The 16,377-nt window shown below is 37.8% G+C and carries 9 protein-coding genes and 1 tRNA gene; 3 read left to right on the forward strand and 7 right to left on the reverse strand.

The genetic code is table 11. The features are described 5' to 3' along the window. Positions 1 to 101 precede the first annotated feature (101 nt). Entirely contained in the window at positions 102 to 6,809 is a 6,708-nt protein-coding gene (locus tag V9G42_12395; protein MEI2760221.1) for an amino acid adenylation domain-containing protein, read from the forward strand. Positions 6,810 to 6,824: 15 nt separating this feature from the next. Here V9G42_12395 and V9G42_12400 read toward each other — a convergent pair. The 7 genes from V9G42_12400 to V9G42_12430 all read right to left on the reverse strand — a co-directional run bounded on the left by V9G42_12400 (position 6,825) and on the right by V9G42_12430 (position 15,165). Continuing rightward, a tRNA-Arg gene (locus V9G42_12400) sits at positions 6,825 to 6,896 on the reverse strand. 32 nt (positions 6,897 to 6,928) lie between these two features. Beyond that, positions 6,929 to 10,294 carry a transcription-repair coupling factor gene (gene mfd, locus V9G42_12405; GenBank protein MEI2760222.1) on the reverse strand — a complete coding sequence of 1,122 codons (3,366 nt, stop codon included), beginning with the start codon at positions 10,292 to 10,294 and terminating at the stop codon, positions 6,929 to 6,931. Positions 10,295 to 10,363: 69 nt separating this feature from the next. Continuing rightward, positions 10,364 to 11,212, reverse strand: coding sequence for a DUF6089 family protein (locus V9G42_12410; GenBank protein ID MEI2760223.1), 849 nt, complete (start codon positions 11,210 to 11,212; stop codon positions 10,364 to 10,366). Positions 11,213 to 11,258: 46 nt separating this feature from the next. Continuing rightward, positions 11,259 to 12,146: a DUF6089 family protein gene (locus V9G42_12415; protein MEI2760224.1), complete on the reverse strand. Its 888-nt coding sequence runs from the start codon at positions 12,144 to 12,146 to the stop codon at positions 11,259 to 11,261. Positions 12,147 to 12,212: 66 nt separating this feature from the next. After that, positions 12,213 to 13,094, reverse strand: a complete 882-nt coding sequence (locus V9G42_12420; protein MEI2760225.1) for an NAD kinase — start codon at positions 13,092 to 13,094, stop codon at positions 12,213 to 12,215. A 12-nt stretch (positions 13,095 to 13,106) separates the two neighbouring features. Beyond that, positions 13,107 to 14,510 carry a POTRA domain-containing protein gene (locus tag V9G42_12425; protein MEI2760226.1) on the reverse strand — a complete coding sequence of 468 codons (1,404 nt, stop codon included), beginning with the start codon at positions 14,508 to 14,510 and terminating at the stop codon, positions 13,107 to 13,109. Beyond that, a complete protein-coding gene (locus V9G42_12430) occupies positions 14,503 to 15,165 on the reverse strand; it encodes a CBS domain-containing protein (GenBank protein MEI2760227.1) in 663 nt (220 codons plus the stop codon). The genes V9G42_12425 and V9G42_12430 overlap by 8 nt, the downstream gene beginning before the upstream one ends. 66 nt (positions 15,166 to 15,231) lie before the next feature. Between V9G42_12430 and V9G42_12435 the strand changes: the two genes are divergently transcribed. Together V9G42_12435 and V9G42_12440 are read left to right on the forward strand one after the other, a co-directional pair. Continuing rightward, complete coding sequence (locus V9G42_12435) at positions 15,232 to 15,960, forward strand: pyridoxine 5'-phosphate synthase (GenBank protein MEI2760228.1); 729 nt, start codon at positions 15,232 to 15,234, stop codon at positions 15,958 to 15,960. Further along, positions 15,960 to 16,376: a hypothetical protein gene (locus tag V9G42_12440; protein ID MEI2760229.1), complete on the forward strand. Its 417-nt coding sequence runs from the start codon at positions 15,960 to 15,962 to the stop codon at positions 16,374 to 16,376. The genes V9G42_12435 and V9G42_12440 overlap by 1 nt, the downstream gene beginning before the upstream one ends. Position 16,377: the final 1 nt, after the last annotated feature.

The following is a 16,377-nucleotide window of genomic DNA, read 5'->3' on the forward strand; positions in this document are numbered from 1 at the left end:
CAAAAATCACTAAAACATTAAGTGAAACTTATTATATTCGCTTCCGTACAATATAGTTGTACCGAAGGGCGGCACATAATAGTTATTAAACCACCAACTTAATGAAATCGCACCATTACAATTTTACCAAAGCACCCTTTAACAAGGATATGTTGTTGATTGATTTTTTTGATATTCAGGCCTCTAAATCACCTGACCAAATTGCCGTATATTTTCATTCTGAGAAATTAACTTATAAGCAGCTACAAAAGCAAGCCGGAATTCTTGCACAATCTCTGATAAACAAAGGAGTAAAACCCGGTGACCTTGTTGGGCTTTGTATTGAGCGCAGTTGTAATCTCATTGTTGGTGTACTTGGAATTCTGAAGGCAGGTGCCGGATATGTTCCTCTTGACCCTGAATACCCGCAAGAGCGATTGGAATATATGATTAAGACTGCGCAAATGCCGTTGCTCATAACCAATAAAAACCTTTCGAATAAAATACCTACAACTGAGGCAGAAAAAATTTTAATTGAAGAAATTTTTGAAAATAATTCTTCACCACTAACTCAAGCATTAGTTCATTCTTCTGATGATATTGCCTATGTACTCTTTACCAGTGGATCAACGGGAATGCCAAAGGGTGTAGCCATGCCTCACAAACCTTTGGTTAATTTAATTTTATGGCAATTAAAAAATACCAAAGTTTTGGGTTCAACAAAAACACTACAATTTGCTCCCATTAGTTTTGATGTTTCATTTCAGGAAATTTTTTCTACACTAAGCTGTGGTGGCACCTTGGTGATGATTGAAGATGAAATGCGGTTGAATGCTATAAACCTTTTAAACTTTGTTGCAGACGAAAAAATCAACCGTCTGTTTTTACCATTTATTGCGCTTCAGCATTTATGTGAAGTTGCAGAAAATTTTGAAGGAGATTTAAGCTGTCTTAAAGAAGTAATAACAGCAGGAGAGCAATTACAATCAACGCAGTTTATCAGAAACTTTTTTAAGAAAAATAAAAATTGCACACTTTGGAATCATTACGGACCAACAGAAGGGCACGTTGTTACAGCATACAAACTTTCTTCAAATCCTGATGAATGGGCTGCATTGCCTTCAATTGGTAAACCCATTGATAATGCTGAAATTTATATTCTGAATGACGATGGAAATGTTGTTGCAGATAATGAAGAAGGTGAACTTTACATTGGAGGTGTAAGCGTTGCAAAAGGTTATCTGAACCGAGATGATTTAACAAAGGAACGATTTCTTGAAAATCCATTTATTAATACACAAGGCAAGTATTTTTACAAAACCGGTGACCTTGCCCGATATATGCCCGATGGCAATATTGAATACCTCGGAAGAATTGACGGTCAGGTAAAGGTAAGAGGTTACAGAATAGAATTAGGCGAAATAGAATTAACGCTCGATAAACATGCAACAGTAAAACAAGCTGTTGTAATTGCTCGTGAAGATGAGCCCGGAGATAAACGATTGGTTGCATACTGTCTGCCGAATTTCAATAAGAAAATTTTAGCAGGAGAACTTCGTCAATTCCTGCAAGACAAACTGCCAGAATACATGATGCCTTCGGCATTTGTACAGGTTGAAGAATTTCCACGCACACCTTCAGGAAAAATTGACCGCAGAGGTTTGCCAGCACCATCAAATCAAAGACCTGACATAGGCACTATATTTGTTGCTGCGGAAACAGATTTGCAAAAAACGTTTTCCAAGACATGGAGTAAGTTACTCAAGATTGATCAGGTTGGTATTAATGACAACTTTTTTGATCTTGGAGGCAATTCACTTCTTGCATTAAAATTTATAGCCGAGCTTAGACAGGAGTATAATCTAGACCTCCCTGTTGTTAAAATGTATCAGCATCCTGATATTTTTTCTTTGACAAAATTTTTAAATAACGGATCTGCAACAAAATCATTTTACGAGAATGCACAAGAACGATTCTCATCCAATATAAAAGGCAAAATTGAAAATGTCGAAGACGGTATCGCTGTTATTGGAATGGCAGGTCGTTTTCCGGGTGCAAACAATGTTGATGAATTCTGGAAAAACATTGTTGACGGCAAAGAAACTGTATCATTTTTCAAGAAACAGGAATTGGATAATGCAGTGTCGGAAGAAGAAAAAAACGATGAAAATTATGTGGCTGTTCGAGGTATTATTGAAGATGCCGACAAATTTGATGCTCCGTTTTTTAATATGAATCCACGATTGGCTGAGGTAACAGATCCACAGCAAAGAATATTTTTACAGGTAGCATGGGAGGCTATTGAACATGCAGGTTACTCTCCTGACAAGTATGACGGGTTGATAGGAGTGTTTGCAGGTATGGGTAACAACACTTACTTTCCCAATAATGTTTTTCATAACAAGGAAGCAATTAACCGCGTAGGCTCATTTCAGACAATGACAGCCAATGAAAAAGATTATATTGCTACCCGATTAGCTTATGAATTTAATACAAAAGGGCCGGCTGTGAGTGTACACACGGCATGCTCAACATCGCTCACGGCAGTGACACTTGCCTATGAAAGTCTTTTGAACCGTGAATGTGATATGGCATTGGCAGGAGGTGTGGCTATCACAGTCCCTGTAAACAGTGGTCATATCTATAATGAAGGTGGGATGTTTAGTAAAGACGGGCATACCAGAGCATTTGATACCGGTGCAAACGGAACGGTTTTTAGTGATGGTGCTGGGGCCGTTATTTTGAAAAGATATAAAGATGCTTTAAAAGACGGTGACGAGATTTACGCAGTTATAAGAGGTGCAGCTTTAAATAATGATGGCAACGACAAAGCAAGTTTTACGGCACCAAGTGTTGAAGGGCAAGCAGCAGTTATTGCTATGGCGCAGGCCAAGGCAGGTGTGTCACCCGATTCCATTTCATACATTGAAACACATGGAACAGCTACACCGCTTGGTGACCCAATAGAAATTGAAGCACTCACTCAGGCATTCAGAAGTAAGACTGACAAAAAACAATTTTGTGCTGTTGGTTCTGTAAAAACCAATATCGGACACCTGACACCGGCAGCAGGCGTGGCAGGACTTATTAAAACCTGTCTTGCACTAAAAAATAAAATACTCCCAGCTTCACTGAATTATTCAAAAGCAAATCCGGCAATTGATTTTAATGCTTCTCCATTTTATGTTAATTCCACATTAAAAAAATGGACCACCGAAGATGGTACACCATTACGTGCAGGTGTTAGCTCCTTTGGTGTTGGCGGAACTAATGCTCATGTGGTAGTAGAAGAAGCTCCTCAAAAAATTGAATCCGGCATTGCACGAAAGAAACATTTGTTTTTACTTTCCGGAAGAACAAAGGATGCATTGGATTTACAAACAAAAAATCTACAATCTTTTTTAGAGAAAAACCCAAATGCCAGTCTTGCAGACATAGCTTACACTTTACAAACAGGAAGAAAATATTTTAATCATCGCAGAATTATTTCAGGTGGTAATGTACAAGAGATAGCATCTGCTATTCAACAAGCTAATCCTAAAAAAACTGCTTCGCGTGAGTTAACAACAGGCAATCCTGAAATCATTTTTATGTTTCCCGGACAAGGTTCACAATATGTCAACATGGGCAAAAACTTGTATGATGATGAAATAGTATTTAAAGATGCTGTTGACACATGCTGCAATATTTTGCAACCTCATTTAGGTATTGACTTACGTACTATTCTTTATCCAAAAGATGCTGATAAAGAAAAAGCGGAAAATCTTTTAAAAGAAACTATCTATACTCAACCATCATTATTTACTATCGGCTATGCGTTAGCAAAACTATGGATGAGCTGGGGTATTCAACCAAAGGGTTTTATCGGTCACAGCATAGGTGAGTTTGCCGCTGCACATTTTGCCGGAGTATTTTCCTTAGAAGATGCACTGATGCTTGTTGCAAATCGCGGACGTATGATGCAGGAACTGCCTCATGGAAGTATGTTAAGTGTTCGCAAGGCAGCTACAGAGATTGAGAAGGAAATTGATTCTTCATGTTCTATTGCAGCTATAAACGGTCCTGCACTTTGCGTAGTTGCCGGTCCGACAGAAAATATTGAAGCACTTCAAAAATCATTGGAAAAGCGTGAAATAACAGCGAAGTTATTAGTGACTTCACATGCATTTCACTCTCCAATGATGGAGCCTATGTTGAAACCATTTCTTGAAAAAGTAAAATCAATTAAACTTAATAAGCCTACCATACCTTTTGTTTCAACAGCCACTTCAAAATGGATTACAGATGCTGAAGCAACCAATCCGGAATATTGGATGAATCACGTCAGAGCAACGGTACGTTTTGCTGAAGGTATTCAAACCTTGTGGAGTGACAAGCCACAACGTATCTTATTGGAATGCGGGCCAAGAAATACTGCTGCTACTTTAGCTAAACAACAGGCAAAAGAACCTGCCAAACAAATAGCAATTTCTTCACTGAGTGATACAGCAGATAATTATGCAGAATGGGAGCAAATACTTTTTGCCTTAGGTCAGCTTTGGATGAGTGGCGCTGCTATTGACTGGCAAAATTTTTATGCTCTTGAAAAAAGAAAACGCATGGCGCTGCCTACCTACCCTTTTGAAAAAAAGAGGTATTGGCTTGACCCAATAACAACCACTCCAAATACTCATTCCGATAACTCATACTCAACTCCTGAAAATTCTTATAACAATTCAGGATATGTAAATAATCAACAATCGAATACAACAACAATGAATAGAAAAGATCTTATCACCGCAGAGTTAAAAACAATTCTGGAAGAATCGTCAGGAATGGAACTTGGCAACGACAGCAGTGCAAGCTTCCTTGATTTAGGGCTGGATTCACTTTTTCTGACACAAGCAGCCTTAACCATCAGCAAAAAATATGGAGTAAAAATTACGTTCAGACAACTCAATGAAGAGTTCTCATCATTGCAATCACTGGCTGCGCATTTGGATGCTAAACTGCCTGCAGATGCAATGCCTGCAGCAAATGTTGCATCGCAACAGACAATGCAGCAACCCAATATGGCAACGCAACAACCCGTAATGCAAACAACAGGAATGAACCCCATGCAGATGATGATGATGCAACAAATGCAAATGATGCAGATGATGATGCAACAAATGAATCAGCCACTACAACAGTTTGCGCCATCGGTTCAGGCACATATTGAAAAAGCTGTTGAAATAAAATCTCATACTAAAAAAGAAGATGTCAGCGAGAATGAGAAAGCTGAACTGGCAAAACCATTTGGCGCAATTGCCAGAATTGAAAAAGCATCGTCTGATGATATTACTACGGAGCAAGAAAAATGGCTGAAACAATTTATTGCAGCTTATACAGATAAAACAAAAGCTTCAAAAAAATATTGCCAGGACTATCGCAGCGTACTTGCCGATCCACGTGTGGTTACCGGATTTAAGCCTGCATTAAAAGAAATTATCTACCAGGTTGTAGTTAACAAATCTAAAGGAGTAAAATTTCAGGACATTGACAACAATGAATACGTAGATGTGTTGAATGGTTTTGGCTCCAACTTTTTTGGCTGGGGTAGCGATTTGTTACTCAATGCATGGAAAAAACAATTGGAAGAAGGTGTTGAACTGGGTCCGCAGACTCCACTTGCCGGAGAGTGTGCACAATTAATTTGTGAACTAACAGGCTATGACCGTGCAGGGTTTTGCAATACAGGCAGCGAAGCTGTACTCGGTGCTATGAGAATAGCCAGAACAGTTACTGGTAGAAATCTTATCATTTGTTTTAATGGATCGTATCATGGTATCAATGATGAAGTGATTGTTCGCGGAACAAAAAAATTAAAATCATTTCCTGCAGCAGCGGGAATTATGCCAGAGTCGGTACAAAACATGCTTGTTCTTGATTATGGCACAGAAGAAAGTTTACAGATTATCCGTGAGCGCATGGACGAAATTGCTGCAGTTATGATTGAACCTATCCAGTCACGCAGAGCCGATTTTCATCCTAAGGAATTTATTCATGAGGTTAGGAAACTCACCAAAGAAAATAATGTATTGATGATATTTGATGAGGTGATAACAGGATTCCGTTTACGTTTGGGCGGTGCGCAGGAATATTATGGTGTTGATGCCGACCTGAGTACTTATGGAAAAGTAATTGGCGGGAATATGCCTGTTGGGGCAATCGCAGGAAAGAAACAATACATGGATGCCTTAGATGGTGGATTCTGGCAGTATGGTGACCATTCTATACCGGAAGTAGGTGTTACTTATTTTGCAGGCACATTTGTGCGTCACCCATTGGCTATGGCTGCAATGAAAGAGGTCTTGCTGTATCTTAAAAAAGAAGGTAAGCCCCTATATGAGAAACTTAATGCTAAAACACAAAGATTGGTTGACGAAGTAAATGCACACAGTAAAAAATTAGGTTCTCCATTTAAATTAGTAACCTTTGGTTCTTTATTCAAAGGTAAATGGGAAACAGAACCACATTACACTGAATTACTTTTTGCAATGATGCGTTATAAAGGAGTTCACATAATGGATGGTTTTCCATGCTTTTTAACACTTGCCTTTACTGATGCTGATGTTGACTTTGTAGTTTCAAAATTCAAAGAAAGTTTATCTGAGCTCTGTGAAATCGGCTTCATTCCTTCAGATAAAAACAGTGATCATTTTAAAGTCAAGTCTAACGGTCATCTGCAAAATGGTAACGGACAACATCCGCCAATACCCGGAGCTCGTTTAGGGAAGGATGCAAATGGTCAGACAGCATGGTTTATTGCTGATCCGGAGAGGCCTGGAAAATTTCTGCAAGTAAAATAGGAATCAAAATAAAAGTGGTCCTGTCGGGAGTCGAACTCGAATCTCAGGTTCCGGAGACCTGCGTACTATCCATTATACTACAGGACCAAATTAGCGGTTGCAAATGTACAATATTCAGTCTATGCAGTAGCCACAGATGGGTTAAGCATCTTCTGGAAAACGGTATTCGCATCGTTTACAGTTTCAATCTTATAAAAGGTTAAACTCAGTTTTCCTTTATCTTCTTTCATACGACAACGTGATGGATTGCCTTTAACGAAATTGATAATCTGCGTAAACAAATCGCTTTTATACAAACGCGAATCAGGATTGGAAACAAGGTATCCCTTTAATTGCCCATTCTTTAAAATAAGTTTTTCAAAACCTAATGATTTTGCTTTCCATCGTAGTCTGATGGTTTCAAACAACTCCTTAACCTGTTTTGGCACAGGCCCGAATCTATCACGGAGCTGACTTTCAAAAGCACTTAGTTTCTCTTCTGTTTCAACATCATCCAACTCTTTGTAAAGATTCAATCGTTCAACAATATTCTCTACATAACGTGTAGGAATCAAAATTTCAAGATCGGTTTCAATCTGACAATCGGCAACAATCGGTTTGTTATCATCAGCAGGAAATAATTCTTTAAAATCGGACTCACGCAATTCTATCAAAGCTTCGTCTAAGATTTTCTGATACATTTCAAATCCAATTTCAGAAATAAAACCGCTTTGTTCGCCTCCCAATAAATTTCCTGCACCACGAATATCCAAATCGCGCAAAGCTACCTGAAATCCCATTCCTAAATCAGAATATTCTTCTATGGCCTGCAGCCTTTGACGTGCCTCTGGCGTTAACACAGTGAGTGGTGGTGCCACCAAATAACAAAAAGCTTTTTTATTGCTTCGCCCTACCCTGCCTCGCATCTGATGCAAATCACTCAATCCAAAATTTTGTGCCTGATTGATGATAATCGTATTGGCATTACTGATATCAATTCCGGATTCGATAATGGTTGTAGCCACTAAAACATCTGCATCACCCTCAATAAAAGTCATCAACACTTCTTCAAGCTGACTGCCGTCCATTTGCCCATGACCTACAACTATTTTTACATCAGGACAAAGTTTCCTGATCATATCAGAAATATCGTGAATATCCTGAACACGGTTGTGAACAAAAAAGACCTGACCTCCACGCGAAACCTCATACATAATTGCCTCGCGTATAACTTTGTCATTAAACGTATGTAACTCTGTTGTTACCGGATAGCGATTAGGTGGTGGCGTGTTGATGATTGACAAATCTCGTGCACCCATCAATGAAAACTGCAGTGTTCTTGGAATGGGTGTTGCCGTTAATGTTAGTGTGTCAACATTTACTTTAAGTGATTTTATTTTTTCTTTACTTGCAACACCGAATTTCTGTTCTTCATCAATAATCAACAAGCCAAGATTACTGAATTTAATATCCTTGCTCAGCAGTCTGTGTGTGCCAATGATAATATCAATTTTACCTGCTGCGAGTTTACGCAGTGTCTCGCTTTGTTGTGCAGTTGACTTAAAACGATTGATGTAATCAATAGTACACGGAAAATCTTTCAATCTTTCGCTAATGGTTCTGTAATGCTGCATTGCCAATATTGTTGTAGGAACTAATATAGCGACTTGCTTACTGTCGTTTACGGCTTTAAAAGCTGCACGAATGGCAATTTCTGTTTTTCCAAATCCAACATCACCACAAATTAACCTGTCCATTGGCGATGCACTTTCCATATCTTTCTTTACATCTCGTGTTGCCTTTATCTGGTCGGGAGTATCTTCATAGATAAAACTTGCTTCCAATTCTGTTTGCAGATAATTATCGGGGGCATAGGCAAACCCTTCCTGAGATTTTCGCTTGGCATAAAGTGCAATCAAATCACGGGCAATATCTTTTACTTTCTTCTTTGTTTTTTGTTTGAGCGATGCCCATGATGTACTACCCAACTTATTGAGCGATGGCGCAGTTCCGTCTTTACCCGTAAATCGCGCTATACGATGCAGACTGTGAATACTTACATATAGAATATCATTGTCTTTATACACCAATCTGATTGCCTCTTGCTGACGGCCATCTATGTTTAATTTCTCCAAACCACCAAATCGCCCGACACCATGATCAATATGTGTTACATAATCACCGGGTTTGAGGCTATAAAGTTCTTTAATGGAAATAGCTTCGTTGCGGCTGTAATTTTTACGAAGTTTAAAACGATGATAACGATCAAATATCTGATGATCTGTAAATAGAGAGACTTTTATATCCAAATCGGTAAAGCCTTTGTTCAAGGAAGTGTAAACAGGATTAAAGTGTATATCGTCACGCTGAATTTCTTTCTTAAAACTTAAATCGTCAAAAATGGCATAGATGCGTTCCACTTGTTTAGCCGAATCAGAAAAAATGTATGACTTAAACTGTTTTTCGCTATTCTCTATTAAATAACCGGCAAGTAAATTGAAATTTTTATTGAACTGTGGTTGTGTTTGTATATTGAATTTTATTCCAACTGCATTCTCATAGAATGCTTTTAAACCAAACTCTACCTGCCTGAAGGCCGTTAGAACAGATTTAATTTCTTCAATAGAATCATAAATAATTTTTGGATCATCACCTTCTTCTGTTTCATCATTTTCAGATGACTGATTTTTAAGCACTGTTAAATTTTCATCAAGGTAACTAAGCGAATAAGAAAGATCACGCGTCCATATTAAAGTATTTTCAGGAAGAAATTTAAAAAACGACTCTGTTACATTCTGCTGCATTTCAGTTTGAATGTTTGGAATGACAGTAACAAAGTGAAGATTCTTTTCGGACAATTGTGTCACCGGATCAAATGAGCGAATGGATTCAATTTTATTACCATCAAACTCTATTCTGAAAGGCAACTCATAGGCATAGGAATAAACATCAACAATACCTCCTCTAATGGCAAACTGTCCCGGTTCAAAAACAAAATCAGTTCTATGAAAATTGTTTTCTGTGAGAAAATCATTTACGAAATCAATGCTTAGATGCTCACCCACACGTGCTTCAATAGTGTTTTTCTCAAGTGCATGTCGTGTTACAACATTCTCTGCAACAGCTTCTGCATACGATACTACAATAAAGGACTGACTGTGCTTATTGATATGACTGAGCACCTCTGTACGCATTTGAATAGATGCATTTTCATGTGCATTCAGTTTAAACGGCTTTCTATAGGAAGAAGGAAAGAAAAATACTTTCTTTCCCGGATTCAGGTTCTCCATGTCGTTGAGAAAATAGGCAGCTTCCTCTCTGTCGGGTAAAATAAAAAGCATTGGGGCAGGTTCATGTTCAAAAGTTGCAGATGCAATAAATGATGAAGCAGAACCGGCAGTACTTTGAAGGTGTGTTTTTGAAGCTTGTTTACCTATTTGCAAAAAGAGTTCCTGTACAGCAGGATGTGCTGTATATTTTTCTTTTAAATCTTTAAGTAAATCCATTCGTAAAAAAACGGAATGCAAAATTAGTTAAAAGTTTGGGTGGAAGATTAAACTGAGTACGTAAAAATATTATCTCAGCTTGGTACGGAAAGGTTTACACTTATCGGTATATTTCTTTGAAAGTGTCCAATTGATGGTGACGCCACCCATCATATACCAGTCTTTATCAGAGGCATTTCCTCTTTGACGTTTTGCATTAATATTTGAGCCGGCAAATATTGTTCTGTCAGAAAGTTCAGCTGCAAGAACACCGTTTGTGTTCCTCAGTTCATTCTGATCGGGATATACTGTACTTACATCATCTAAATAATCGGTATAAGTTCTTCGTGCAATAGCTTCAACAGAAAGAGAAAACCTGTTCGACAATTTAAATTTTATTCCACCACCCATAGGAAAAGCAAACTGCACACGTTTGTATTTTCCAGTTGTGTTAGGTAGTCCACTACCCTGCCCTTCGGTGCCCAGAGGCTGCAAATCGTGCCACGAACCATTGATAAAACCTTGTGGGTTGTGATGAAAGAATGTAACTCCTGCAACCAGATATGGAGCTATTTTAGAAGAGTGTTCCGAAGCAGTCTGGAATGGAAAAAAATTAAACTCAAACAAGGCACTTGCATCCCAAATATCACTCCTGAAAGAAAGATTTCTGTACTGGTTAAAATCCTCCTTGGCTATGGCATCACTTCCTGTTATCTGTCCATAAGTTAAACCTAAACGAAATGACCAAAAACTGTTTAAGCATCGTTTATAATAAAGCCCTGCTGCTGGATTAAAGGCCTCTGGGTTAAAAAGATGTGTGTTTATTTCGCCTTTATAGGAAGCTACACCAAGCAATAATCCTAACTCACTACTTTGTGCTGATGTTTTTTGTGGTTGAAGAACCACGATTGTAAAAAATAAGATTAAAATTTTGCGCATGGCTGAAAAACAGCAATAAAAACGGAAAAATATTCTGAAAATTACATCAGAACATAGGATAATTTACCCTACCCGTTCTTATTTTATAACAAATATTAAACATAGCGAAAACATAGGCATCGTTCCATCTGGGGTCACCACGCTGTTCACCTACATGTGAGTTATCATCATGACTGCGGTCTGCAAGGATTTCAACCAAAGAACCACCTCTGTCATAATAGTAACTTTTGCTTACATCATCAATATAATCAGTAAATGTATAACGCAGACCTAATTCAAGACCTACGCTTATCTGACGGTCAATTGCATATTTTGCTCCAAGTCCTAAAGGAACGCATAACTGTGTTCGCTTATATTTACTTCTCGATGCAACAACACCTTGTCCTTCTGTTCCTAAAGGCTGAAGTTGATACCATTGTCCGTCAAGTTTAGCTTTTGGATTAAAGTGAAAAACGCCAATTCCTAAAAATCCATAAGCAGAGATTTCAACATTTCGCATACCCCTAACACCACGAAGTTTATAGCGGTGTCCGACCTGTTCTTGCAGGAATGAGATTTCGATGTTGGTACTTAATTCAAATATGTTGGATTTAAAACTGAGGTTTCTTTGGTTTCTGAAATGCTCTTTTGTTAATGCATCATCCCCGGAAACTATTCCGTAAGAGAATTTAGAGCACCAGGCAAACGTTGGTGAAAGTTTGTAGCGATAGCCGATCATAGCGGCAGGACGTGTCATTGAAAATTCCAAATCTCGGAAGGCATGTGAGCCTACTCTGTTGGCACCTCCAAGTTCACCTAAAAAGTTGGTTACTCCTAGTCCTGCAATATACTCAATACGGTAGGCCTTCCATCGCTTTTTAGCAACTTGTGCATTACCTAAAAATGGAATTAAAATTAAGCCAACAAGCAGTAATTTCTTGTATTTATCGTTCATAAGCCCGGGTGGTTATTGACAAAAATAAACATTTCAAATATTTGCAGGTACAATTATAATATATTCTTACCAATTACGGGCATCAAGCCCCCAATTTAGCTTGTTTCTTAAGGTTTGAAGGAAATTATCGTTATCGAACCGTACCAGATTGAAACTGAAATCCTCCCGTCTGACTGCCAGTTGTACGGATGAATCTATGGTTACTGATCTGGAGTCCAGTGATGCCATAAAATATGGGTTTCGTCCTTCAACTTCCAATGAAACTACATTTTTATCCGATACTACGATAGGACGCACATTAAGGTTATGGGGAGCAATGGGTGTAATCACAAAATTTCCTGATGCAGGTGCAATTACAGGCCCTCCGCAACTTAAAGAATATCCTGTTGACCCCGTGGGGGTGGCAATCAGAAGTCCGTCTGCCCAATAGGAGTTTAGGTATTCTCCATTTAAAAAAGCATGAATTATTATCATTGACGAGCTATCCTTCTTATGAATTGCAAGTTCATTGAGAGCATAAGGCACATCACCAAATATTTCTTTATCGGTTTCTAACCTAAGCATTGCTCTTTTATCGAGTGAATAGTGTCCTTTGAGAATACTGTTTATGGCTTCGGTAATTGCCTCAGGCAATACAATAGATAAAAAACCAAGTCTGCCGGTGTTGATACCCAATACAGGAATGCCTGAATTTTTTACTAGTTTAATGGTGTCCAATATGGTACCGTCACCACCAATGCTGAATAGAAAATCGGCTTTACCTGCTATCTCTGATGAAGTGCTGAATACATGAACATTTTGCATTTCATTACCTGACTTTTTCAAATGACGATACAAGGTTCCATACAACAAAACATCAACCTCATTCTGACGTAATTGCGTCCATACAACATCGAGTGCTGCAAGCACTTTTTCATTTACATTTCTGGCATATACGGCAATTGTCATCGAGCAAAGTTATTAAATTGGTGCTGTAAGGTGCAGAAAAATTCCGGATTTTCCATTTCCGGTAAAGGCAAACTCGCCACGAAGCACCAAATCATAGTAGGTTACAAAGTCAAGTCCTGCACCATAGCTGTAGAGCCATTTGTTTGATAATGGGTTGTTTTGATAGAAGCGTTTGTCGCGAACATACCCTGCATCAAAAAATAAATTAGCATAAAGGGCATATGGTATTCGAGTGAAACTTTGTGGCAAGCCAACAGGAATATTAAATGATTTAGGCTGAATTATGGCGTATTTTACTAAACTTTTAAAAAGTGCAAAATTTTCACCATTGATAACATAGGGATCATAGCCTCTGACTAAATCGCCTCTGTAGCCCAAAGCTATCTGGTTATAAAACGGCACATCATTGTTTCCTGATAATTTACCTTTAAAAGAAAATGCTGTAGCCCATGAATTGTTCAGTTGCCAGAATTTTTTAAAATGTGCTATTATATAGGTTACTGACGGATCGTTATCACTTATGCCAAAACCGTATTTTGTAAACTCAAGACTTAAAAAGTAGCCCTTTAATGGGTAGTTCCTGATATCGCGGGCATCATCTTTATATTCAAAAGAAATTACAGGATAGCTTTCATACTTATGACCACTTACAAAATAATCTCTGTTGAGAGAAAGTAGTGTATCGGAGATAATGTTGTACTGATAACCTCCGGTAAAAGTATAGGTCTTATTGAATCCTTGGCGGTGAATGAATCTTATGTTTGCAATGTATTCCTTTCTCAAAAACTCATTTCCATTTTCAAAATACACCAATTTGTTGTTTTCCAACTTGTAGGGGATTTCACGCATTCTTGTTTGTAAGGCAGTAAACACCAACCCATTATTTTGACTCTTATCAATGCTGGGAATGCTGTACATAAAACCCTGTCTTTGCGAATAACCATATCTAAGCAACAACTTTACATTCTCTCTCCTGCCTCTGAAATTTTCCCAGTTTAAATAAAAACCATAATTGGCTTTTTTCAGATTTTTATCACGCCACCATTCCCAAAAATTACGGTCAACCACTTCGAAAATAGGCACAGGAAAAATATACCAACGCTCAACAACATCTATTATCACATACATATCGTTTCCGATAAGTTGCTTATTGATGTTCACAAAATTAAAAAGTGAAATATTCAATAAGTTCTCTCTACTCTTGGTGATTTTTTTATCCAACTCATCAACAGTCATTGTTTGTCCCTGACTGAAGGCTAACTCGCGTTGAATGACAGAATAGCGTGTTACTTTATTCCCTGTAACAACAATCTGTCTTATATAGATTGTATTTGTATCTACTTGTAGAGAATCTGAAGCAAAACTGCAAAAACAAAATACAAAAAACAGATTTATTAAAAATGCGCTTTTAAACATTAAGGTATGTCATAAATGCCTGATAACGGTCTTCTAAATCAGTTGGCAAATCGCTTGTCTGATATGATGCCACAACATTATAGTCCATTCTGTAAAACCCTGCAAGAACCCGCGACAGATCAAGTTTATCAACCTTTAAGGTAACTTCAAAAATATCGCTGTCCGGGAGTTGATTGACTGATGAACTTAAAATTAATGCTCCATTAGATTCTGTAATTCTGGCAATTTCCTGCATGGAATAATTTTTCCGTTCAACATTCAGAATAATGATACCACCAGGTGTTTTAACTGAACTGTTTTGTGCAAAACAATCTATAATATCCACCAAGGTAAGAAGTCCACGATAATTACCTTCTTTACTGATAACAGGAACAATATTCAGACCTTTTACGGTAACTAATTCCAATGCATCATAAATATATTGCGTCTCAAAAATGTAAACATTCTGGTATTCCAATTCACAATCTGCAAGCACCTTTTCTTTATCTTCAATCTTTTTCAGATCGTTTTCGGTTACAATGCCTTTGTATTTTATGCCATCAACAACTGGCAGGTGATTCAAATTAAAAGCCTGCATCCATTGCAAGGCTCTGACTACGGTGTCGGAACTTTTTAATGGTGGAATAAAATCTTTAATATAAGCCTTTGTGTTCATGAATATTTCTTCCCAAATCGAATCTGCCGGCAAACATAGTACATTTGTCTCACATTTACAGAGTATATGACAGCATGTAAACTAAGTGTCAACATTAATAAGATTGCCACATTGCGCAATGCCCGAGGCGGAAATATTCCCAATGTGGTTAAAGCAGCTTTAGATATTGAACGTTTTGGTGGCGAAGGAATAACTGTTCATCCACGCCCTGACGAAAGACATATCCGCTATCGTGATGTTTATGAGCTTAAAGAATGTGTTACCACAGAATTTAATATTGAAGGATATCCTTCGGAAGACTTTTTGAAATTGGTTATGTTGGTAAAGCCACATCAGGTTACCTTGGTGCCCGATTCGCCAGAGGTACTAACTTCCAATGCAGGCTGGGATGCTATTCGTGAGCAAGCATTTTTAAAAAAAATTGTTGATGAGTTAAAACAAAAAGGTATGAGAGTATCTCTTTTTATGGATACAGACATAAAACAAATAAATGCTGCAGCAACCGTTGGTGCAGACAGAATCGAACTCTATACTGAACGCTATGCATCAGAGTTTGAGAAATCGCCACAACAGGCAATTGCTGATTATCAAAAAGCAGCAACGCATGCTGCCACATTAAACATTGGTGTTAATGCAGGGCACGATTTAAATTTGCACAACCTTAATTATCTTATAAAAAACATTCCGCAGATTGTTGAAGTTTCAATCGGTCATGCTTTGATTAGTGATGCTTTGTACTTTGGTTTACAAAATACAGTACAAATGTATAAGCACCAAATAAAATCTGCACGTTAATGCCAAGAACATGTTTTCTGTTTATATTGCTTTTCGTCACTGTAAACTGTCAGGCTCAGTGGCTGAAACTAAAGACTAACATCTCGACAGAAGATAATTTATATGATTCAATTGTTGCTATTATTGCTGATGAGTCCGGAAATGTAAACCGCTTGAAAATATCAAAGGAATACACATTTAAGCTTAAACTAAACAACCACTATCAAATCACATTTATAAAACCTGATGCCGTAGCCTATAAATTTGAAGTCAACACGCACCTTTCGGTTGAATCTGGTAAGACAAATTACACCTGTAAAACTGCTATATTTTTGGAAAAATCAAACCCTGATGATGCTAAAGCACAAAAAGAAAAAGCCTGTAAAACAAGAATGACTATTAGCTTTCATAAAGATAAAAAAGCATTTTCTAATTAAT

It is taken from the genome of Bacteroidia bacterium (assembly GCA_037045145.1).
Classification (GTDB): domain Bacteria; phylum Bacteroidota; class Bacteroidia; order AKYH767-A; family OLB10; genus OLB10.